This window comes from Nonomuraea jabiensis (assembly GCF_014204795.1).
GTDB lineage: Bacteria > Actinomycetota > Actinomycetes > Streptosporangiales > Streptosporangiaceae > Nonomuraea > Nonomuraea jabiensis.
The window spans coordinates 5,561,791-5,582,842 of record NZ_JACHMB010000001.1; the positions used below are offsets into that span (position 1 = coordinate 5,561,791).

Here is a 21,052-nt window from a genome sequence, read left to right on the forward strand (position 1 = left end):
CAAGTGGCTCGCCGGTTATCGGTGGCATTGGCCCTACGGCGACAGCCGCCCCGGTCCGTAGGGTCGGATCATGACGACTGACAGAGCCTCCGCCCTGCGCGCGCTGCACGTGCCGGGAGACCCCGTGATCCTGCCGAACGTCTGGGACGCCGCCTCCGCCCTGGCCGTGCGGGAGGCCGGGTTCCCCGCGGTGGCCACCAGCAGCGCCGCCGTCGCCCGGGTCCTGGGGTACGAGGACGGCGAGCGGACGCCGGTCGGCGAGATGATGGCGGCCGTCGCCCGCATCGCCAGGGTCGTGGACGCGCCCGTCACCGCCGACATCGAGCGCGGCTACGGGCTCAAGCCCGCCGAGCTGGTCGAGCGGCTGCTCGCCACCGGAGCCGTGGGCTGCAACCTGGAGGACTCCAGCGCCGGCGGGCTGGTCGATCCCGGCGAGCAGGCGGACTTCCTGGCCGAGGTCCGGGCCGCGGCGGGGCAGGCGCTCGTGATCAACGCGAGGGTCGACACCTACCTGTTGGGCCCGAAGACGCGCGAGGCGGCGCTGGAGCGCGGGCGGCGGTATCTGGCGGCGGGGGCCGACTGCGTCTACCCGATCGGGCTGGCCGCCGAGGAGGAGATCCGGGCCCTGGTGAGCGAGCTGGGCGCGCCGGTGAACGTCTACGCCCGGCCCGGCGCCGCGGAGCCGGCGCGGCTCGCCGAGCTCGGCGTGGCCCGGATCAGCTTCGGCAGCGGTCTGCACCAGGCCGTCCACGTCCACGCCCAGGGGCTGTTCGCGAAGGTCAGGGCAGGTCGCAGTCCCTACTGAGCCGGCCGCCGCGTACGCTTGCCCCGTGCTTGTCGCCGCGGCCGTCTGCCCGCCCACCCCGCTGATCACGCTCCAGCTCGACGACCTCCGCTCGGCCTGTCACACGGCGATCGCCGCGCTCCACGACGCCGGTCCCGACGCGCTGATCGTGGTGGGCGGCGCGGAGACCGCGGCGGCGTACGGAGGCCAGGCGGCGGGCACCCTGCGCCCGTGGGGGATCGACGTCACGGCCGGCCGCGCGGACCCCGTGCTCCCGCTGTCGCTGACCGTGGGCCGCTGGCTGCTGGGCGACCGCGCCCCGGACGGCTTCCAGTCCGTCGCGCTCGACGCGCCGAGCGCGGAGTGCCTCCAATTGGGCGAAAAACTAGGAAAAATCGCGCAAAAGGTGGCGTTGCTGGTCATGGCCGACGGCTCCGCCTGCCTCAGCGCGAGGGCCCCCGGCAAGTACGACGAGGCCGCGGGACCGTACAACCACCTGATCGCGAACGCCGTCGCCCGGGCCGACCCCGCCGCCCTCGCCGCCCTCGACCCCGCGCGGGCGGACCGGCTGTGGGTCGGCGGGCGGGCCGCCCTCCAGGTGCTGGCCGGCGCGGCCGGCACGCAGGGGTACGAGAGCCGCCTGCTCATGGAGACGGCCCCGTACGGCGTGGGCTACTTCGCCGGCCTGTGGACCTGACGCCGCGGCACCGGGATCTTCATCAGGTCGCGGGCGAGCACGACCTCCCCGTCGAAGTGCCGGCGCACCTCCGCCACGAAGGCCGGCTCGTCGGCGAACCCGTAGCGCTCGGAGAAGTGCGTCAGCACCAGCCTGCGCACCCCCGCGTCCGCCGCCACCAGCCCCGCCTCGAACGCCGTCAGATGCCCGTACTCCTTGGCCAGCGCGCTCTCCGACGACAGGAACGTGCACTCGATCACCAGCAGGTCCACGCCCCAGGCCAGCTCGAACACGGTGTCGCAGAGCCGCGTGTCCATGACGAACGCCGCGCTCTGCCCCGGTCTGGGCACGCTGCACTGGTCGAGCGTGACCCCGCGCACGGAGCCGGTGCGCTGGAGCTCGCCGACCTCAGGGCCGCGGATGCCGTACGCGGCCAGCCGGTCGGGCAGCATCGTGCGGCCGGCCGGCTCCTGGACGCGGTAGCCGTACGACTCGACCGGGTGGGACAGGCGGCGCGCGGTCAGCGCGCCGACGGAGGCCAGGTCGCCGGAGAGCGGGTGCTCGGAGATCACCGAGGTGTCGGCGAAGGCGGCGGCGTGGCGGAGCCTGCGCCAGTATTCGGCGCCGGAGCCGGGGAAGACCGCGCGCACCGGGTGCCTGACCTTGTCACGCGCGATGCGCTGCACGACCCCGGGCACGCCCAGGCAGTGGTCGCCGTGGAAGTGCGTGACGCAGATCCAGTGCACGTCGTTCGCGCTCACCCCGGCGTGCAGCATCTGCCGCTGCGTGCCCTCGCCGGGGTCGAAAAGGAAGCCTTGTCCATCCCAGCGCAGAAGGTAACCGTTGTGGTTACGGTGTCTGGTAGGAACCGCGCTGGACGTCCCCAGCACCACCAACTCACGCGAGGACATGATGACCACAGTCTCGTTCGCCGAGGTGCCGACGCCGGTAGGGCCGTTCGTGCTGGCCGTCACCGAGGTCGGGCTCGTCGCGTCGGGCTGGAGGTCCCGGCCGCGGCTGGACGAGCGGCTCGGCCTGGCTGAAGTCCATGATGCGGATCGTACGGCCTTCGTGGTCGCCGAGCTGAACGCTTATTTCGCCGGCGAGCTGAAGACCTTCGAGACGCCGGTGGACTGGCGGCTGATGTCCGGCTCGCGGCTGCGGGTGCTCCAGACGCTGCACGAGGTCCCGTACGGCACCGCCGTCACGTACGGCGAACTGGCCACGCGCAGCGGCTCCGGCGTGCCCGCCCGCGGCATCGGCTCGATCATGGGCTCCAACCCCATCCCCATCATCGTGCCCTGCCACCGCGTGATCGCGGGCAACGGCCTGGGCGGGTTCAGCGGCGGTGAAGGCGTGGAGACCAAGCGCTGGCTGCTCACCCACGAGGGGTACCTGCAGCCGACACTGCTTGACTTCTAGCAGACTTGCTCTTGTGCGCCAGCAGCCAGTCATCGCCGTCGTGGGCCCCACGGCGGCCGGGAAGTCCGACCTCGCCGTGGACATCGCGCTCCGCCTCGGGGGCGAGTGCGTCAACGCCGACTCCATGCAGCTCTACCGCGGCATGGACATCGGCACGGCCAAGCTCACCCCCGCCGAGCAGCGCGGGGTCCCGCACCACCTGCTGGACGTCTGGGACGTCACGGTCACGGCCAGCGTGGCCGAATACCAGAAGCTGGCCAGGCAGGTCATCGACGCCGTCGAGGTGCCCGTGCTGGTCGGCGGCAGCGGCCTGTACGTGCGGGCGGCCATCGACGAGCTGGAGTTCCCCGGCACCGACCCGGAGATCAGGGCCAGGCTGGAGGGCGAGCTGGCCGAGCGCGGCCCCGCCCCGCTCTACGAGCGCCTGCGCGACCTGGACCCGGTGGCCGCGGCGGCGATCCTGCCGAGCAACGGCCGCCGCATCGTCCGCGCGCTGGAGGTGATCGAGCACTCCGGGCGCCCGTTCTCGGCCACCATGCCGGGCTACGACGCCGTCTACCCGAGCGTTCAGATCGGCCTCGAGGTGCCCAGGCCGGAGCTGGACGAGCGGATCGCGCTCAGGGTCGAGCGCATGTGGCGGGCGGGCCTGGTCGAGGAGGTGCGGGGGCTGCTCGGGCAGGGCCTGGCCGAGGGCCGCACGGCGAGCCGCGCCCTGGGATACGCCCAGGTCATCCGCTTCCTGGAGGGGGAGTGGAGCGAGGAGCAGGCGATCGAGGAGACCGTCAGGACCACCAGGCGCTTCGCCCGCCGCCAGGAGTCGTGGTTCCGCCGCGATCCCAGGGTGCGCTGGCTGCCGTACGACGCGCCGGATCTGCTTGCGCGGTCCCTGGCGCTGATCTCCGCAAACCCGTTCGCATAAGCTTGTAAAATGCGGTTTCTTAAGGGGCACGGCACCGAGAACGACTTCATCATCCTTCCCGACCCTGGCGGAGAGGCGGGCGTGACCGCCTCGCTCGTCGCCAAGATCTGCGACAGGAGGGCCGGCATAGGGGCTGACGGCGTGCTGGTGGTGACGCGCACCAAGGAGAGCCCTGAAGTGGCCGAGCACGCCGCCGTGGCCGAGTGGTTCATGGACTACCGCAACGCCGACGGCAGCGTGGCCGAGATGTGCGGCAACGGCGTGCGCGTGTTCGCGCGCTACCTGCTCGACGAAGGGCTGGAGAAGCCCGGCGAGTTCATGCTGGCCACGAGGGGCGGCGTGCGCAAGGTCCGCGTCGAGCCCAACGGCGACATCACCGTCGACATGGGCAAGCCCGTCGTGCGCGGCGAGAGCGTGGCGACCGTCGGCGGCCAGGAATACCGGGGGATCCACGTCGACATGGGCAACCCCCACCTGGCCTGCGCCATCGGCGATCCCGTCGTCCAGCTCGACCTCCACTACCAGCCGGGCTTCGACACCGGCGTCTTCCCCGCCGGGGTCAACATCGAGCTGTTCAACCCCGTCGGCACCCGCCGCGCGGTCATGCGCGTCCACGAGCGCGGCTGCGGGGAGACCCGCTCCTGCGGCACCGGCACGGTGGCCACGGCCGTCGCCGCCGCAGCTCTGACGGGCGAGACCACCGGCACCTGGACGATCGAGGTGCCGGGCGGCACGCTGACCGTCGTCCTGGAGGAGGAGACGAGCTACCTTTCGGGCCCCGCGGTCATCGTGGCCCGCGGCGAGCTGATGCTTGCAGAATAATGTTCTCTTGAGGGATGCTGGGTCCACTTCGCGAACTGAGAGGTGGACCATGGCTGACCCACGCACCACCGCGAGGCAGGTCAAAGCGGCGATCGGCCAGTACGGCGGCGGGTTCATGATCTCCCGAGAGGCCAAGGCCGTCTGCGAGGAGTACGGCCTCGGCGCCCGCGAGCTCTACTTCCGGGGCCGCTGCGGCGTGCTCGGCGAATGCGACGCCGACGTGGTCAATTCGGTCGTCGTTTTCTTCCCGCCCGACCACGTCGAACAGAGCTGGAACGGCGGCCGCAAGCTCCCCGTCGAGCAGGCCGTCGAGCTGTACGCCGAGATCTGCAGGGCCTGGGGCCGGCGCAAGCTGGGCGGCTACGACGGCTGCGCGCGGCTCGCGGAGCTGCTCCAGCCGGTCGTCGAAGCCGCCCCGTGCGCGGGCGTCCCGCTGTTCGCGGGCTGGCGGGCCGTGCCGCTGCCCGACGACCCGCCCGCGCGGGCCGTACAGCTCATGCACGTCGTACGCGAGCTGCGCGGCGGATTGCACGCCAACGCCGTGATCGCGGCCGGCCTGCACCCGCTGGAGGCCACGCTCGCCAGCGGCCACGACGCGACACCGTTCGGGGCCACCACGGGAGAGATGATCGCCAGGTTCTTCCAGTGGCCGGAGCCGTACGCCACGCCGGGTCCGGACGTCGTGGCGCGCCGCGCCGCGGTGGAGGAGACGACGGACGACCTGATGGCACCGGCCTTTTCGGTCCTTGACAGCAGCGAAACGGACGAGCTGATCGGCCTTCTGCGTTTTGGGGACGCTCGTTGACCTGGCAGACTGGCTGCCCATGGACGTGGACATCTGGGCCTGGGTCGGCGAAACCCAGCAGCAGCTTTCCGAGGCGGGCAACGTTGGCCTCGCCATGGCGCTGGGAGACCTTCCCGCACAGGCCTATGAGGGCCGATACCCGCAGCTCGACGTCATGGCCCCGGCCATCGCGCAGCAGGCCGAGGCCCTTGAGCTGCCCTGGCTCGAGTTCTACGCCCGCTACTGGCACCTGATCGGCCGCATCGGCGACCGGGCGCAGGGCGCGGTCGCCCTCGACGACGCGCAGCAGCTGCTGGCGTTCGCCCAGCGCGAAGACGTACGCGAGTGCCCGGCCGCCCCGGCGGCGGTCGAGGCCCTCGCCGTCGCCTGGGCCAACACGGACGGCCCCGGCTACGCGAGCGAGCGCCTGGAGGCGCTGGGGGCGCACCTCGAGGGCATGAGCCCGGAGAAGTCCGCCTTCGCCGGCCTGGTCACCCAGTACGTCGCCGCGCTCATCGACGCCGGCAAGCCGGGCGAGGCCGTGACCTACGCCGAGTCCGCCGTCGAGCGGCTGCGGGTCGCGGGCCGCGAGGCGAGCTGGGAGCTCGGCGCTGAGAGCGCCCGCGCGCTGCTCGCCGCGGGCCGCGCCGAGGACGCCCTCACCGCGCTGCAGGCCGCGGCGGAGTTCCAGGCCGACGACCCGGTGGCCAAGGCGCACCGCGACGGCGTGCGCCGGGCCCTGATCCTCGCCACGCTCGGCCGCACCGCCGAGGCCGTGGACGCGCTGCCCGACCTCGACGTGGTCGGCGAGCACCCGCGCGTGTTCGTGGAGTGGTCGCAGGCGGTCAGCAAGCTGGCCGGCTCCTCCCAGATCACCAACACCTGGCAGCTCGGCCGCGTGCTGCGCCAGTGGATCGACTACTTCGGCATGATGGGCGGCTACCGCGCCCGCGTCGAGCTCGCGCTGGTCGCCGGCGACCTGGCCATCGCCAGGCAGGGCGTGTGGCAGGCCCGGCTGCTGGCCGACCTGACCGAGTCCGCCGCCGCCGAGCTGCGCGAGACCGAGGGCGTCGCCGACCGCGTCGCCGCCCTGCGGGCCGCCGCCGACGCCACCTCCGAGCCCGAGGCCCCGGGCGAGCTCGGCGAGCGCGTCGGCCTCTTCGACGCCGCCGACGGCTTCAACGCCGACCCGGAGCGGTGGGTCGGCTGGCTGGCGCCGCTGTCCGGGAAGGACCTGGAGGCCACCCGCCGCCACACCACCACGCTCGGCTTCCTCGGCTACCCCGCCACCGGCGCCGACATCTACTGGAAGATGCTGGTCGACACCGGCGACATCGCCACCGCCGACTCCGACGACGTGGCCTACCTGACCACGCTGCTCATCGAGGCCCGCCAGGACGAGCGGCTCGAGCAGATGGCCGCGATGCTCCCGCACGCCGCCCAGCACCTCGCGCTGGCCCGGCTGCACAGCGCCCGCGAGCGCTGGGAGGAGACGGTCGAGGCCGCCGAGCACGCCGTCGCGGCCGGCGCCGGGCTCGACGCCCGCCGCCTGCTGTCCGGCGCCGCCCAGCAGCTCGACGCCAACTCCAGGGCCGCCGAGGTGCTGCTGGAGGTGATCGACGAGCTCGCCGACGAGGACGTCTGGCGCATGATCGTGATGGCCACCTCGGCGGAGGACTGGGAGACCGTACGCAAGGGCGCGGCCAAGATCGGCATGCCGATCAAGTCCACGGAGGGCCCGATCGAGGAGGAGATGGGCCTCATCAGGGTCATCCTCCCCGCGCCCGACGGCGGCCAGCGCCAGGTGCTGTCCATCCGCACCGGCCCCGCCACGGCCCGGCTCGCCCTGCCGCAGCCACGCGGCATGGACTACAACGCCGGCGACCTGGTCGTCTTCGACCCGCAGCTGCTGGAGCCGGTGCCCGACGACCCGCAGGAGCAGCAGAACTTCGTGCCGCCGTTCGCCGCGGTGCGCATCCTGCGGCCCGGCGGCTACACCAGCTACTTCTTCGACGGCGCCGCGCCGAGCGAGGAGGACTGGGCGGAGTTCACCGAGGTCATGGCCGAGCGTGGCTGGCCCATGTGGGTCTACAGCGACGAGAACTACACCGTCACCCACCCGAGCACGGGCGAGACGCTGCCCGGGGTCTTCGGCTGGGTGGCGGTCCCGCCGGACGTGTCGGCCTCCGAGGTCGACGCGCTGCTCGACGACGCCACGGAGCGGTGGGTGCACCCGCTGGCCTGGCTCGACCTGGCCCGCGAGATCGACGTCGAGGTGGAGCGGCACGAGCGGATCGTCAAGGAATACGGCCTCTGACGGCGGCCCTGGGCATCGCCCCCTGAGCAAGGGTCCACCGGCCCATCCCCGCACGGTATGCGCGGGGATGGGCACGTTGCGCTCCTGCCCCGTGCGGGGCATTCTGGAGCGCCGCGTCGGTGGGTGGCAGGGATGAGCGGGAAGGCGGGATGTGACGTGCTGGAGCGGTTCGCGCTCGACGGCAAGGTGGCCATCGTCACCGGTGCGTCCTCGGGGCTGGGCGTCGCGTTCGCCCGGGGTCTCGCGGAGACCGGCGCCGACGTCGTGATCGGGGCCCGGCGTGCCGACCGCCTGGAGGAGACGCGGCGGCTGGTCGAGGAGACCGGCAGGCGATGCCTGGCCGTCGAGACGGACGTGGCCCGCCCGGAGGACTGCGACGCGCTGGTGGCCGCCGCCGTCGACGCCATGGGCGCCGTGGACGTGCTGATCAACAACGCCGGCATCGGCACCGCCGTGCCCGCGCTGCGGGAGACGCCCGAGGAGTTCCGGCAGGTCATCGACGTCAACCTGCTCGGCACGTACTGGATGGCCCAGGCGTGCGCGCGGGTGATGCGGCCCGGCTCGTCGATCGTGAACATCGGCAGCATCCTCGGCGAGACCACGGCCGGGCTGCCCCAGGCCGCCTACAGCGCCTCGAAGGCGGCGATCATCGGCCTCACCAGGGACCTCGCGCAGCAGTGGACCGGCCGGCGCGGCATCCGGGTCAACTGCCTGGAGCCGGGGTTCTTCCACTCGGAGATGACCGAGCAGTTCAAGCCCGGCTACGTGGAGGCGGTCGTCGAGTCCAGGGTGGTGATGAAGCGGCCGGGCGATCCGGCGGAGCTGGTGGCCGCGGCGGTCTTCCTGGCCGGTGACGCGGCCTCGTACATCACCGGGGTGACGCTTCCGGTGGACGGCGGGGTCCTGCTCACCTGACGCCGGCGGCTACGAGCCGAAGCCGGCCACCGGCAGGCCGTCCGAGCAGGCGATCTCGAGCTCGACGTCCACGCCTTCCTCCGGCTCGAACTCCACCTTGGCCCTGCGGGCGGGCCCCGGCTCGACGTGGTCCACCGAGTAGTTCTGGGCGGGGCTCCACGAGCGCAGCGTGACCAGGTCGCCCTCGCACGAGGCGATCACGGTGCCGCCCGGGGTGCGCAGCAGCTTGCCCTGGGCCGTCTGCGACGGTGTCCCCGGCGCCGGGGTGGCGTCGTCGGCCGGGGTGCCGGTGGCGCGCTGGGTGGCGGTGTTCAGGGCGGCGCGGACCTCGGCCGGGCTGAGCACGTGGCCGGAGTCGCCGGTGAGGCCGGTGCCGAGCAGGGCGAGCACCGCCACGGCCGCGCCGGTCGCGGCGACGGCGGTGGCGACCCAGGCCAGCACGAGTCTCTTCATGGTCGACCACCATCCCCCATGTACGGCTAACGCCAGGTTAAGGCGGCGCTAAGGCTGCTCGGGGCATCGTCATCGACCGTCTACGTTCTTGTATATGGCTGACATCCTGCTCATCGAGGACGACGTGGCGATCCGTACGGCGCTCAGCCGCGGCCTGCGCGAGCTCGGTCACGCCGTCTCCTCGTCCCCCACGGCGCTGGACGGGCTGCGGCTGGCCGTGCAGGACCGTCCCGACCTGATCGTGCTCGACCTGGGCCTGCCTGATCTGGACGGGGTGGAGCTGCTGCGGATGTTGCGGGCGGTCAGCAGGGTGCCGGTCATCGTGGCGACCGCGCGTGACGGGGACGCCGAGATGGTGCCGGTGCTGGACGCGGGGGCCGACGACTACGTGGTCAAGCCGTACAGCGCGGCGCAGCTCGACGCGCGGGTGCGGGCCGTGCTGCGGCGGGCCGGGGGGTCGGCGCCGGAGCCGGCGCTGGCGGTGGGGGCGTTGCGGGTGGACCCGCGGGCGCGTACGGCCACGCTCGACGGGGCGGCGCTGGATCTGACGCCGCGCGAGTTCGACGTGCTGCACTATCTGGCCGCGCGGCCCGGCGAGGTGGTGACCAAGCGGGAGCTGCTGACGGAGGTGTGGCAGCTGCCGTACGGGGGCGCGGACAAGACCGTGGACGTGCACCTGTCGTGGCTGCGCAGGAAGCTGGGCGAGACGGCCGCGGAGCCCCGCTACCTGCACACCGTGCGCGGGGTCGGCGTCAAGCTGGTCGAGCCGTCATGACGCGCGTGAGCGCGGCCTCGGGGAGGGGGCGGGCGTGAGGCGGTGGCTGGCGTTGCTGGTGGCGGCCACGACGTCGCTCGTGCTGATCGCGTTGCTGGTGCCGATGGCGCTGCTCATCCGGGCCGTGGCCGAGAACGGCGCGATGGGCAGGGCGACCGCTGCGGCCGAGTCCGTGGCGGTCGCGGTGGGCACGCCCGACCTGGAGCTGGCGATGGCGCAGGTGTCGCGTCCGGTGACGGTGTTCCTGCCGGACGGGAGCACGGTGGGCGCGGCGGCGGCCCGTACCGACGCCGCGCGCCTGGCCGCGACCGGGCGCAGCGTCACCGCCGCGGCCTCGGGCGGCAGGGAGGTGCTGGTCTCCGCGCAGTCGTCCGGGGGGACGGCGGTGATCAGGGTGTTCGTGCCGGACGCGGAGCTGACGAAGGGCGTGCGCGAGGCGTGGCTGGGGCTGCTCGTGCTGGGGATCGTCCTGGTGGTGCTGGGGATCGTGCTGGCGGACCGGCTGGCGCTGGCCGTCACGCGGCCGGTGGACGGGCTGGCCCGGGTCTCGCACCGGCTGGCCGGGGGTGACCTGACGGCCCGGGCGGAGCCGGGCGGGCCGCCCGAGGTGCGTTCGGTGGCGCTGGCGCTCAACCATCTGGCGGGGCGGATCGACGAGCTGCTGGTGGCGGAGCGGGAGTCGGTGGCCGACCTGTCGCACCGGCTGCGTACCCCTTTGACCGGCCTCAGGCTGGACGCCGAGTCGCTGCGGGACCCGGAGGAGGCGGCGCGGGTGCAGGCCCGCGTGGACGCCCTGGAGCGGGCGGTGAGCGCCGTCATCACGGAGGCGCGGCGACGCTCGGCCGGGCGCGCGTCGTGCGACGCGGCGGCGGTGGTGGGGGAGCGGGTGCGGTTCTGGTCGGTGCTGGCGGAGGACCAGTGCCGCGAGCTGTCGATCTCGCTGCCCGACGGGCCGCTGCCCGTCGCGGTGAGCGCCGAGGAGCTCGCGGCCTGCGTGGACGCCCTGCTCGGCAACGTCTTCGCGCACACCCCGGAAGGGGCCTCGATGGCGGTACGGCTCACGCCGCACCCGTCGGGGGCGGTGCTGGCGGTCGAGGACTCGGGGCCGGGCTTCGACCCGGAGCTGCTGGAACGGGGCAACAGCGGGGGCGGTTCGACCGGCCTCGGCCTCGACATCGCCCGCCGTACCGCCGAGTCCTCGGGCGGCCACCTGGCCGTCTCCACGCCCGAAGGGGGAGGCGCGCGGGTGGAGATGGTCTTTACCGCCGCTTAGCGCGCGATTATCGGAGATCGCGATTTCGTGGAGTCATGCAGATCACGAAGAAGTTCATCGTCGTCGGTGCCGGGATCGTCGCGCTGGTCGCGGGCGGGGGCGTCGCCTTCGCCGCCACCACGTCCACGGCCGCCGCGCCCAAGGTCACGGCCGAGCAGGCCATGGAGATCGCGCACAAGCAGGTGGCAGGGGCCTGGGTCAGCGAGATCGACTACCAGAACGGGGGCACGCGGCCCGACGTGTGGGAGGTCGAGCTGACCAAGGGCACCGAACGGCACGAGCTGGACGTGGACGCGGCCACCGGCAAGGTCACCAAGCACCAGACGGACAAGGACGACGACCACGGCCGCGACGACCACGACGACGACTGACGGCGTCCCCCGCGGCCACCAGGCCCACCGCGCTCGGCGGTGGGCCTTCCGGCCGTCAGCGGGTCATCTTCATGACGATCGGACGGTGGTCGGACAGGGTGCTCGACAGGACGGAGCCGCTCGTGATGGTGACGCCCTTGGTGTAGATGTAGTCGATCCGGGCGTCCCCGTGGGTCGGCTTGTTGGCGTACCTGGCGCCGGTGTCCACCCAGCCCGCGCTCACGAACTTCTTCGACAGCGCGTCCGTGGGCGGCGCGTTGAAGTCGCCGGTCAGGATCAGCGGGGACCGGTTGGCGAGGTAGTTACGGACCTTGTCCGCCTGGGCCTCGCGGCGGGCCACCGAGGTGGCCGACAGGCCCGGGGACAGGTGGGTGGTGAACACCGTGATCGTCGAGCCGCCGCCGAGGTCGAGCTTGGCCCCGGCCATGGAGCGGTTGACCGGACAGGTCTCGAAGTCACTGATCGGGATCGTCACGCGCTCAATGATCTTGAACGAGGACAGGATCGCGTTGCCCGCCTGGCCCGGCTGCGGATCGTCGCAGGGGCCGGGGTTGTCGCCCGCGCCGAAGTGGGCATTGGCCGTGATGTCCCAGCCGAGCTCGTCGGCTAACTGCCTGACCTGGTCCGCTTCCGGCTTGCGATGAATCTCCTGCACGGTCACGACGTTGGCGCCGCTGCCGCGGATCACCCCGGCGATGGCCTTCATGTCGGCGGTGTCGCCCGCGATGTTCCAGTTGAGGACCACCAGGTTCGTCGTGGCGTGCGCCGGGGCGGGCAGGGCGGTGGAGGCGAGCACCATGACCGCGGCGGCCATCATCACTTTGATCCGTTTTGTCGCATACATGCCGTTTGATCTTACGGACCGCGTGACTGTTCGTATAGATCTTCAGCAGCTCGACAGGATGCTCTCCATGGCGTCCTTCTCCGCCGACGTCACCCAGACGCCGTACTTCGTCTTCACGTCGATCTGGCGGGCGATGTAGGTGCACCGGTACGACTTGCGCGGCGGCAGCCAGGTGGCCGCGTCGGAGTCGCTCTTCTGGCCGTTGAGCGGGCCGTCGACGGCCATGAGGTTCAGCGGGTCGTTGGCGAACTCCTTGCGCTTGTCCGCCGCCCACTGCTGCGCGCCCTTCTGCCAGGCGTCCGACAGCGGGATCACGTGGTCGATCTGGACGGCCGTGCTGGTGTCCTGGCCGCGCTTGAAGTTGATCGTCTTGCCGCTGTACGGGTCGTGCAGCGTGCCGCTCAGCACGATGCAGTCGTGGGTCCCGGCCTTGAACTTCTCGTCCACCAGGTCCCGCTTGAGTATGTCGTTACGGGTGTCGCAGCCGTTGTGGTCGACGTCCGCCCACGCCGGGCCGAACTTGTCCCGGTCGAACCCGGTCTTCGGGGCCCGTCCCTTGACGGTTAACTTCTCGAGCTTCTTGCGGGCGTCCGAGACGGAGACCGAGTCGGACTTGCCTCCCTTGTCGGTGCCGGCCGAGGACTGCCCCTGCAGGCCGCCGCAGCCCGCCAGCACCGCGACCGTGGCCATACCGGCCATGAACGCCCGAACCCGTCGCCCCACGCCCACTCCCCAGAGTTCGCCCTACCTCCGTAAAGTCTAGGTCAAGTGCCCGCAAAAGGCCTTTCTACGCGTACCGTGCACCTCCGGACAAGGCTGCCTTAGTCTGAAGGCGGATCATGGCATGCCGGAAAGAGGGGACATGGCGCAGCGGCGCTTGCTGGAGGGACTCGGCGTCACCGTCGCCGAGGAGACCGCCTACCGCGCGCTGCTCAGGCACGGCCCGGCGACGCTGAGCCAGCTCGCCGCCGAGACCGGCTCGTCCGCCGCGGCCATCCGCCGCATGCTGCCCAGGCTGGAGGACCTCGGCCTCATCTCCCGGGTGGCCGGCCGGCCGCTGCGGCTGATCGCCACTCCGCCGAATGTCGCCATCGACATCCTCGTCGCGCGCCGCCAGGAGGAGATCACGCACAGCAGGGCCGCCGCCGCGCTCCTGGCCACCGAGGTCGCCGAGCGCAACGGGCCGCACCCGGAGGAGGTGCTGGAGGTCGTGAGCGGGCGTGACGCCGTGGCCCGCCGCTACCTCCAGCTGGAACGCAACGCCACGCGCGAGATGCTCGTGCTGGTGCATCCGCCGTACGCGGTGGACGTGAGCGACGACCGGGAGAACCGCAGGCGGGCGGCCCGCCAAGGGGCGCCCACCCGCGGCATCTACGGTCCGCAGGCGTTCGAGCACCCCGGCATGCTGGCCCACACGCGGCGGGCCATCGCCGACGGCGAGCAGGCCAGGCTCGGGCAGGTGCCGGTCAAGCTGGCCATCGCCGACGCCCGCACGGCCATCCTGCCCCTGGTCTCCGACGAGGACCAGGCCGTGGAGAGCGCGCTCGTGGTGCACCCGTCCGCCCTGCTGGATGCCCTGGTGGGGCTGTTCGAGACGCTGTGGCGGGCCGCCGTGCCGCTCCGCCTGACCGCCGCGGACGGCCTGGAGCCCGAGGTGTGGCCGCGCACCCCCGACACGGAGGTGCTGGCGCTGCTGGCGGCCGGGATGAAGGACGACGCCATCGCCAGGCAGCTGGGGCTCAGTCCGCGTACGGTGCAGCGCCGGGTGCAGGTGCTGTGCGAGCGCCTGGACGCCAGGACCCGCTTCCACGCGGGCTTCCTCGCCGCCCAGCACCGCCTGCTCGAATGAGCTAGACCTCGGCGCTCAGGGCCGTCTTCGTCAGCTCCGCCTGGCGCTGGATCTGCCCCAGGACGATGGGGTTGACCCCCTTGGCCTGGAACGTGGCGACCATCTGGTCCATCACCGCGTTCGCCCGCTCCAGGTCCCCCTGCCGGGCCTCCGCTCTGGCCAGGCGGCGCATCACCAGGTTCAGGGTGATGTTGTCGATGCTCGCGTCGCGGGCGACCCGGCTGAGGTGCTCGATGCCCTGCTTGGGATCCGGCGGCCGGACGCGCAGCCGCTTGGCCGCCGTCACCGCCTTGAACTCCCGCTCGGCGTTCAGCCCCTTGACCAGGCGGGCGTAGACGGCCAGCGGGTGGTCGCCGTAGCGGTCGATGACCTCGTCCAGGGCCTCGTTGCCCGAGCGCAGCGCGGGCGAGTCGGAGCCGAGCAGCGAGAACAGCTGCCCCTGCTCCTCGCCCAGCATCAGCTCGGCCACCCGGTGGTCGTCGCGGCCGACCGGGAAGCGCACCCTGACCAGGCACGCGGGGGAGACGATGCGGGAGCCGTCCGCGGCGATGTACTGGGCGCGCACGTGGTACTCGCCGGGCTGCTGGAAGTAGTGCCCGTCGCGGCCGTGCCCGATGTACGCGCTGCGGTACATGGCCGGGTTGCCCTCGTCCAGCCGGATCTCCGGCGAGGCGTCCACGCAGTGCCGCATCATCGGCCGGTACAGCACGGTCCTGCCGCCCGGCTGCGTGATCGACACCTGGGTGAACTCGGTGTCGGGGTGCAGGTGGCCGTGCGTGACGCGGGGCTCGCCGGCGCAGGACAGCCTGAACTCGACCACGACGGGCTCGCCCAGCTCGAACGACTCCTTGGCACGCAGCTCCAGCCGCAGCCCGGAGCGGTCCTCGACGGGCTGCTCGAACGGCGCGATCTCGGCGGCGCCGGTGCCGAACGCGTTCGCGCCCATGGCCACGTCGCGGTAGAAGCCGTGGCGCAGGTGGACCAGCTCCGGGTCCGTGAACTGGAACGGGAAGGCGGCCCAGTACGCCGGCTCGCCGCCGGGGCGGTAGTTCTGCACGTAGTTCATCCACGACAGGTCGCCGAACCCGCCGTCGGGGCCCAGCGGCTGGGGTGGGGTGCCGAGGTTCTTCTGCCAGGAGTGCAGCAGGTTGAAGGCGTGCCCGAGCTCGTGCACGTACGTACGCAGTTGCGCCCGCTGCGCCTGCGGCGTGGTCCCCTTGATCACGTCGTAGAACACCGCGGACCCCTGCCGCTGGTGCGCGTCGTTGTAGTCGAACATGATGCCCCGGTAGCCGCCCACGTGCTTGCTGGCCACCAGCAGCCACACCCGCCAGGCCGGCGCCTCGCCGAACGAGCTGAACTGCTGCGTCATCGCGTGATGCAGCTCGGCGTCGTCCCACGCCAGGTCCGCGCCCGAGCCGTCCACCGGGATCACCCCCGGCTGGGCGAGGGTGAGCTCGATGCCCGCCTCCGCGTACGCCGCCCGCACGCTCAGCTCCCTGGCCGGTGAGCCGCCCGGCCCCGCGAGCGTGCCGGTATGGTACGACACGAACGGCACGGTCCCGATCACGGAGTCCTGCTCCAGCAGCACGCTGCGGAAGTAGGGAGAGGCGAAGGCCACCTGGTAGGCGCGCCCCGCGACCTCGGCCGTACCCGACCCGTCGGCGATCGTGACGCTCACGTCCTTCACCGGGGTGTCGAACGTGAAGACCCCGCGCCCCTGGATCCGGCCCCCCCGCACGGTGGGGGCGTTGACCACGAACGAGCCGGCGTAGGAGATCGTCGCGCCCGCCACGGTGAACAGGTCGCCGCTCACCCGCCCGGTCGGCCTGGCCCCGTCGATGTCGACCCGGAGCGCCAGCTGCGAGTCGCCGTCCTGTCCCTGGTACAGCCCGCTGATCATGGGCGCTCCCTCGCTCGGGGCCTACACGAGGGAACACTTCACCGACCGCGGGTGCCTGTCAACGCGATCCGCGAACTTGGAGCGCGCCGAGCAACTCCTCCGACGCCTTGGTGATCGTCTCCACCGCCCGGTCGAACGCCTCGGCGTTGTGCGCGGCGGGCGCGCGGAAGCCGGAGATCTTCCTGACGTACTGCAACGCCGCCGCCCGCACGTCCTCCTCGGTCACGCTCTCGGTGAACGGGGGGCGCAGGGTCTTGATGCTTCTACACATGCCTTTACCGTAACTTCGTTCAGCGCGTGTCGACCGCCGGACCGAGCTCGTTGCCGAAGTCGAGGGCGATCTTGCGCATGCCCTCGGCCAGGTCGTCGCGGTCGATCGCGTCGATCCGCTCGGCGGGCCCGGAGACCGACATCGCCGCCACCACCCGGTCGCCGTCCCACACGGGCACGGCCAGGCAGTGCACGCCGAGCTCCTCCTCGCCCAGGTCCATGGCGTGACCCTGCGCCCTGACGAGCTCGAGCTCGGCCAGCATGGCCGTCAGGTCGATGATCGTGTTGGGGGTGCGGCGGGGCATGCCGGTGCGCTCGAAGACGGCCACCGCCTCGGCCGCGGGCCGCCCGGCCAGCAGCACCTTGCCCACGGCCGTGCTGTGCGGCAGCACCCGCCGGCCCACCTCGGCGAACATCCGCAGCCTGCGCGGCGAGGGCACCTGCGCCACGTAGACGACGAAGTCGCCTTCGAGCACGGCCAGGTTGGCGGTCTCGCCGGACAGCTCGACCATCTTGGCCAGGTACGGCTGCGCCCACACGCCGACCATGCTCTCGGCGATGCCGCCCAGCCGTACGAGGCCGCCGCCCAGGGCGTACCTCTTGTCGGATTCCTGCCGCACGTAGCCGCGGGCGAGCAGGGTGCGCAGCAGCCGGTGGATGGTCCCGTACGGCAGGCCGGTCCTGGCGGCGATCTCCGACAGGCCCGCCTCGCCCCCGTGCTCGGCCAGCGCCTCCAGCACGTCCAGCGCCCGCTCGACCGACTGGACACTCACTGGCCCTCCTCCGTCGGGCCAGTGAGCACACTCCCGTGCTTATCGGGTCGCTCGCTTCGCTCCCCTAGCGAGACCCCGCGCAGCGAGGCGTCGAGCACTTCGGCCGTGTGGGCCACTCTGATGTCCGAGCCGGCGCGCCGCATGGCCGCGGCGATCTGCATCGTGCAGCCGGGGTTGGCCGAGACCAGCAGCTCGGCGCCGGTCGTGGCGACCGAGGCGGCCTTCCTGTCGCCGAGGTCGCGGGCGGCCTGCGGCTGGAAGATGTTGTACGTGCCCGCCGACCCGCAGCAGATGGCCGACTCGGGGATCTCGCGGACCACCAGCTCGGGGATGCCGCTCAGCAGCTCGCGCGGCTGGGCGCGCACGCCCTGGGCGTGGGCCAGGTGGCAGGCGTCGTGGTAGGCGACGGTGAGCGGCAGCGGGTGCCGCTTGGCCACGGGCCCCAGCTCGGCGAGGTATTCCGACAGATCGACCACCCTGAACCCCGGCTCGCGCCCGAGCAGCTCGCCGTACTCCTTCATCGACGAGCCGCAGCCGGCCGCGTTCACCACGACGGTGTCGACCCCGGCCTGCTCGAACGTCCTGACCGTGCGCCGCGCCAGCCGCCTGGCCTGGTCGTCGCGCCCTGAGTGCACGCTGAGCGCCCCGCAGCAGCCCTGGCCGCGCGGGATGACCACGTCGCAGCCCTCCAGGGAGAGCACCCGCGCGGTGGCCGCGTTCACCTGGGGGAAGAACTCGCCCTGCACGCATCCGGTGAGCATGCCCACCACGGCCCGGCGCTCGCCCCTGGCCCTGACGACGCGCGGCATCCGCTGCCGGTGCTCGACGCGCGGCGCGAGCGCGGCCATGGCGCCGAGGCTCGGGTGAACCCTGGCCAGGAACGGCGCCATGCGCTCGGCCAGCCACATCCCCGGCCGCAGCAGCCGCAGCCGGCGCGGATAGGGGAACAGGCCGAACACGATCCCGCGCACGGCCCGCTCCTGCGGATCCCGCACGTGCCTGCGCTCCACCTCGGCCCTGGTCTGCTCGATCAGGCGGTCATACCGGACCCCGGACGGGCAGGCCGTGACGCACGCCATGCACCCCAGGCAGGCGTCGAAGTGCCCGGCCATCTCCGGCGTGACGGGGGTGCCCTCGACGTGCTGCTTCATCAGGTGGATGCGGCCGCGCGGCGAGTCCATCTCCTCGCCCCACAGCACGTACGTCGGGCACGTGGGCAGGCAGAACCCGCAGTGCACGCAGTCGTTGATCAGCTCCGGATCCACTTAGATCCCTCCCAGGAACCGGCCGGGAGACATCCTGCGCCCGGGATCGAACCGTTCCTTGACCCGCCGCATCAACGGCAGCCCGCTCACCTGCCCCCACCTGTCGACGCCCTCGTACGGCGTGGCCAGCACGTTCAGCCGCCCGCCCAGCGTCTCGATCCGCCCGCGCAGCCCTGTTACGGCCGCCGCCAGTTCCTCCTCCGAGACCTCGTCCCAGAGCTCCAGGTACGCCCGCCCCGCCGCGGCCGACCCGCGGAAGGCGAACCCGGCCTCCCCGGCGGCGGCCAGCGCCCCGGCCGCGCGGGCGGGCGGGAACCGGGCCTCCAGCAGCACGTCGTCCCTGAGGATCAGCCCCCACCACTCCGGCGCCTCGGCCGTGACCGTGCCCTCGCCCAGCACCTCGCGCAGCGCCAGCGCGCGCTGCTCGGCCGCCGAGCCCTCCACCAGCACCGCGACCGTCGCCTCCTTGCCGTCGGGGCAGTCGATCTCCACGGCGGACGGTTCGGCCTGGGAGGCGGCCAGGCGGAGCAGCACGTCGTCGGCCGGTGGGGTGGTCGCCACGAGCCAGCGCCGCTCGGTGGGCAGCGGGTGCAGCCGGAACGTGGCCTCCGCGATCACGCCGAGCGTGCCCTGGGAGCCGGTGAAGAGCTTGCCGAGGTCGTAGCCCGCGACGTTCTTGACCACCCGGCCGCCGGACCTGGCGATGGTCCCGTCGGGCAGCACGACCGTGATGCCGATGAGCAGGTCGCGGGCGGTGCCGTAGCGGAAGGCGCGCGGGCCCGCCGTCGCGGTGGCGAGCGTGCCGCCGACCGTGGTGTGTTCCCTGAACGGCGGGTCGAGCGCCAGCTCCTGGCCCTGCTCGGCGAGCGCGGCGGCCAGCGCGTCCATGGTCAGCCCGGCCTGCGCGCGCACCACGAGATCGCCGGCGGCGTGCTCGATGAGGGAGTTCATGCAGCACAGGTCGATGAGCACGTCGCAGCGCTCGGGCGGGGCGCCCCAGTGCAGCTTCGTGCCGCCGCCCGCGGGCACCGCCGCCAGGTCCTGCTCGGCGCAGGCCCGCAGCACGGCCGAGATCTCCTCCACCGTCTCGGGCAGGGCGACCCAGCGGGGCCGCACGCCGTTGACGGCGTCGTCGGCGTCCGCCTGCCTGATGGTCACCCCCGTGTCGGCCAGCATCAGAACTGCTCCGCCTTCCCCGACTCCACCAGCGGGTGCACGCCCTTGCGCACTCCCGGCACCTCGCCGCACAGGCGCGGGGTGGGGAACACCTTGCCCGGGTTCGACAGGCCATGGGGGTCGAACGCGCACCGGACGAGCTGCATGGTGTCCAGGTCGTCCACGCTGAACATTTTCGGCATATAGCGGGATTTATCCACCCCGACTCCGTGCTCGCCCGTGATCGAGCCGCCGTGCTCGATGCACAGGTCGAGGATCGCCCCGGAGACCACCTCGGCCCGCTCGCCGGCCCCCGGCTCCGCGTCGTCGAACAGCACGAGCGGGTGCAGGTTGCCGTCTCCGGCGTGGAAGACGTTCGCCACCCTGATGCCGTGCTCGTGCGAGAGCCGGTCGATGGCCGCCAGCACGCCGGGCAGGGACGTGCGCGGCACCACGCCGTCCTGCACGATGTAGGCCGGGCTGATGCGCCCGACGGCGGCGAACGCCGACTTGCGGCCCTTCCAGATCGCCGCCCGCTCGGCCGGGCCGGCGGCCACCCGCAGCTCGAAGGCGCCCGAGCAGATCTCCGTGAGCCGGGCGAACTGCTCGTCCACCTCCGCCCGCGGGCCGTCCAGCTCCACGATCAGCACCGCGCCCGCACCCTCGGGGTAGCGGCAGGCCACCGCCGCCTCGGCCGCCTCGATGGCCAGCGCGTCCATCATCTCGATCGCGGCGGGCACGATGCCCGCGCCGATGATCGCCGAGACGGCCTGGCCGCCCTGCTCGATGCTCTCGAACGCGGCCAGCACCGTGGTCACGGCCTCGGGCGCGCGGCTGAGGCGTACCGTGATCTTGGTGGCGACGCCCAGCGTGCCCTCGGAGCCGATGAACGCGCCCAGCAGGTCGTAACCGGGGTCCATGCGGTCGAGCGTGACTAGGTCGCCGTCGGGCGTGACGATCTCGCAGGCCTCGACGTGGTTGACCGTGAAGCCGTACTTGAGGCAGTGCGCGCCGCCGGAGTTCTCGGCGACGTTGCCGCCGATGGAGCAGACCTGCTGGCTGGAGGGGTCGGGCGCGTAGTAGTAGCCCCGGTCGCGCACGGCCTCGGTGATGGCCAGGTTGGTGACGCCGGGCTCGACGACCGCCCGGCGGTTGTCCAGGTCGATCTCCAGGATCCTGCGCATCTTGGAGGTGACGATGAGCACGCCGTCCTCGCGGGGGAGCGCGCCCCCCGACAGGCCGGTGCCCGAGCCCCTGGCCACGAAGGGCACGCCGAAGTCGTTGCACACGCGGACCACGCGGGCGACCTGCTCGGCCGTGTCGGGCAGCACGACCACGCCGGGGGTCGCCCGGTGGTAGGTGAGGCCGTCGCACTCGTAGGTGCGCAGGCGTACCGGATCGGTGATCACCGAGTCATGGGGCAGCAGCGAGCGCAGGGCCGCTGTCAGCGTTTCCAGCACCCGATCCCCCTCTTTTTCCTAG

General features: G+C 72.5%; 22 protein-coding genes. 12 read left to right on the forward strand and 10 right to left on the reverse strand.

The annotated features are described in order from the left end of the window. The first annotated feature begins 70 nt into the window (after positions 1 to 70). Both HD596_RS25690 and HD596_RS25695 read left to right on the forward strand, forming a co-directional pair. Positions 71 to 805 carry an isocitrate lyase/PEP mutase family protein gene (locus HD596_RS25690; RefSeq protein ID WP_185071872.1) on the forward strand — a complete coding sequence of 245 codons (735 nt, stop codon included), beginning with the start codon at positions 71 to 73 and terminating at the stop codon, positions 803 to 805. Positions 806 to 830: 25 nt separating this feature from the next. Continuing rightward, the gene (locus HD596_RS25695) at positions 831 to 1,481 is read left to right on the forward strand and encodes a class III extradiol ring-cleavage dioxygenase family protein (RefSeq protein ID WP_185071873.1); all 651 of its coding nucleotides are present in this window, start codon (positions 831 to 833) and stop codon (positions 1,479 to 1,481) included. Here the strand turns inward: HD596_RS25695 and HD596_RS25700 are convergent. Next, positions 1,457 to 2,371: a ribonuclease Z gene (locus tag HD596_RS25700; protein WP_185071874.1), complete on the reverse strand. Its 915-nt coding sequence runs from the start codon at positions 2,369 to 2,371 to the stop codon at positions 1,457 to 1,459. The two genes, HD596_RS25695 and HD596_RS25700, sit on opposite strands and share 25 nt — an antisense overlap. On the opposite strand from HD596_RS25700, the gene HD596_RS25705 reads away from it, so the two are divergent. From HD596_RS25705 to HD596_RS25730, 6 genes are all read left to right on the forward strand, one after another. Beyond that, a complete protein-coding gene (locus HD596_RS25705; RefSeq protein WP_185071875.1) occupies positions 2,370 to 2,882 on the forward strand; it encodes a methylated-DNA--[protein]-cysteine S-methyltransferase in 513 nt (170 codons plus the stop codon). The two genes, HD596_RS25700 and HD596_RS25705, sit on opposite strands and share 2 nt — an antisense overlap. Positions 2,883 to 2,895: 13 nt before the next feature. Continuing rightward, on the forward strand, positions 2,896 to 3,801 hold the full coding sequence (gene miaA, locus HD596_RS25710; RefSeq protein ID WP_185071876.1) for a tRNA (adenosine(37)-N6)-dimethylallyltransferase MiaA: 906 nt from the start codon (positions 2,896 to 2,898) through the stop codon (positions 3,799 to 3,801). A gap of 9 nt (positions 3,802 to 3,810) precedes the next feature. Beyond that, entirely contained in the window at positions 3,811 to 4,623 is an 813-nt protein-coding gene (gene dapF / locus HD596_RS25715; RefSeq protein WP_185071877.1) for a diaminopimelate epimerase, read from the forward strand. Between the two features lie 49 nt (positions 4,624 to 4,672). Continuing rightward, positions 4,673 to 5,428 (forward strand): SCO6745 family protein, encoded by a 756-nt coding sequence (locus tag HD596_RS25720; protein ID WP_246554812.1) that lies wholly within the window; start codon positions 4,673 to 4,675, stop codon positions 5,426 to 5,428. Positions 5,429 to 5,447: 19 nt separating this feature from the next. After that, a complete protein-coding gene (locus tag HD596_RS25725; RefSeq protein ID WP_185071878.1) occupies positions 5,448 to 7,724 on the forward strand; it encodes a tetratricopeptide repeat protein in 2,277 nt (758 codons plus the stop codon). Positions 7,725 to 7,856: 132 nt separating this feature from the next. Beyond that, a complete protein-coding gene (locus HD596_RS25730) occupies positions 7,857 to 8,639 on the forward strand; it encodes an SDR family NAD(P)-dependent oxidoreductase (RefSeq protein WP_185071879.1) in 783 nt (260 codons plus the stop codon). Between the two features lie 9 nt (positions 8,640 to 8,648). Here HD596_RS25730 and HD596_RS25735 read toward each other — a convergent pair whose 3' ends face one another. Then, complete coding sequence (locus HD596_RS25735; RefSeq protein ID WP_185071880.1) at positions 8,649 to 9,092, reverse strand: hypothetical protein; 444 nt, start codon at positions 9,090 to 9,092, stop codon at positions 8,649 to 8,651. A 94-nt stretch (positions 9,093 to 9,186) separates the two neighbouring features. Between HD596_RS25735 and HD596_RS25740 the strand changes: the two genes are divergently transcribed. From HD596_RS25740 to HD596_RS25750, 3 genes are read left to right on the forward strand one after another with little or no spacing between them, the layout of a single operon-like run. Then, positions 9,187 to 9,867, forward strand: a complete 681-nt coding sequence (locus HD596_RS25740; protein WP_185071881.1) for a response regulator transcription factor — start codon at positions 9,187 to 9,189, stop codon at positions 9,865 to 9,867. Between the two features lie 34 nt (positions 9,868 to 9,901). After that, the gene (locus HD596_RS25745) at positions 9,902 to 11,140 is read left to right on the forward strand and encodes a sensor histidine kinase (protein ID WP_185071882.1); all 1,239 of its coding nucleotides are present in this window, start codon (positions 9,902 to 9,904) and stop codon (positions 11,138 to 11,140) included. Positions 11,141 to 11,175: 35 nt separating this feature from the next. Then, positions 11,176 to 11,511, forward strand: coding sequence for a PepSY domain-containing protein (locus HD596_RS25750; RefSeq protein ID WP_185071883.1), 336 nt, complete (start codon positions 11,176 to 11,178; stop codon positions 11,509 to 11,511). Positions 11,512 to 11,566: 55 nt separating this feature from the next. Here HD596_RS25750 and HD596_RS25755 read toward each other — a convergent pair whose 3' ends face one another. Next, on the reverse strand, positions 11,567 to 12,355 hold the full coding sequence (locus HD596_RS25755) for an endonuclease/exonuclease/phosphatase family protein (RefSeq protein ID WP_185071884.1): 789 nt from the start codon (positions 12,353 to 12,355) through the stop codon (positions 11,567 to 11,569). Positions 12,356 to 12,397: 42 nt separating this feature from the next. Next, entirely contained in the window at positions 12,398 to 13,078 is a 681-nt protein-coding gene (locus HD596_RS25760; protein ID WP_313044691.1) for an HNH endonuclease family protein, read from the reverse strand. A 139-nt stretch (positions 13,079 to 13,217) separates the two neighbouring features. On the opposite strand from HD596_RS25760, the gene HD596_RS25765 reads away from it, so the two are divergent. Further along, positions 13,218 to 14,204 (forward strand): helix-turn-helix transcriptional regulator, encoded by a 987-nt coding sequence (locus HD596_RS25765; protein ID WP_185071885.1) that lies wholly within the window; start codon positions 13,218 to 13,220, stop codon positions 14,202 to 14,204. A 1-nt stretch (position 14,205) separates the two neighbouring features. Here the strand turns inward: HD596_RS25765 and HD596_RS25770 are convergent, their stop codons facing one another. From HD596_RS25770 to HD596_RS25795, 6 genes are read right to left on the reverse strand one after another with little or no spacing between them, the layout of a single operon-like run. Next, entirely contained in the window at positions 14,206 to 16,107 is a 1,902-nt protein-coding gene (locus HD596_RS25770; protein WP_185071886.1) for a hypothetical protein, read from the reverse strand. 58 nt (positions 16,108 to 16,165) lie between these two features. After that, positions 16,166 to 16,378, reverse strand: a complete 213-nt coding sequence (locus tag HD596_RS25775) for a DUF2277 domain-containing protein (RefSeq protein WP_138672144.1) — start codon at positions 16,376 to 16,378, stop codon at positions 16,166 to 16,168. A gap of 19 nt (positions 16,379 to 16,397) precedes the next feature. Next, a complete protein-coding gene (locus tag HD596_RS64915) occupies positions 16,398 to 17,150 on the reverse strand; it encodes an IclR family transcriptional regulator (RefSeq protein ID WP_185071887.1) in 753 nt (250 codons plus the stop codon). Next, positions 17,147 to 18,415, reverse strand: a complete 1,269-nt coding sequence (locus tag HD596_RS25785) for a (Fe-S)-binding protein (protein WP_185071888.1) — start codon at positions 18,413 to 18,415, stop codon at positions 17,147 to 17,149. Before HD596_RS25785 ends, HD596_RS64915 begins: the two co-directional genes overlap by 4 nt. Next, positions 18,416 to 19,591 carry an FAD-binding oxidoreductase gene (locus tag HD596_RS25790; RefSeq protein WP_185071889.1) on the reverse strand — a complete coding sequence of 392 codons (1,176 nt, stop codon included), beginning with the start codon at positions 19,589 to 19,591 and terminating at the stop codon, positions 18,416 to 18,418. Beyond that, positions 19,591 to 21,027: an FAD-linked oxidase C-terminal domain-containing protein gene (locus HD596_RS25795; RefSeq protein ID WP_185078723.1), complete on the reverse strand. Its 1,437-nt coding sequence runs from the start codon at positions 21,025 to 21,027 to the stop codon at positions 19,591 to 19,593. The genes HD596_RS25790 and HD596_RS25795 overlap by 1 nt, the downstream gene beginning before the upstream one ends. Positions 21,028 to 21,052: the final 25 nt, after the last annotated feature.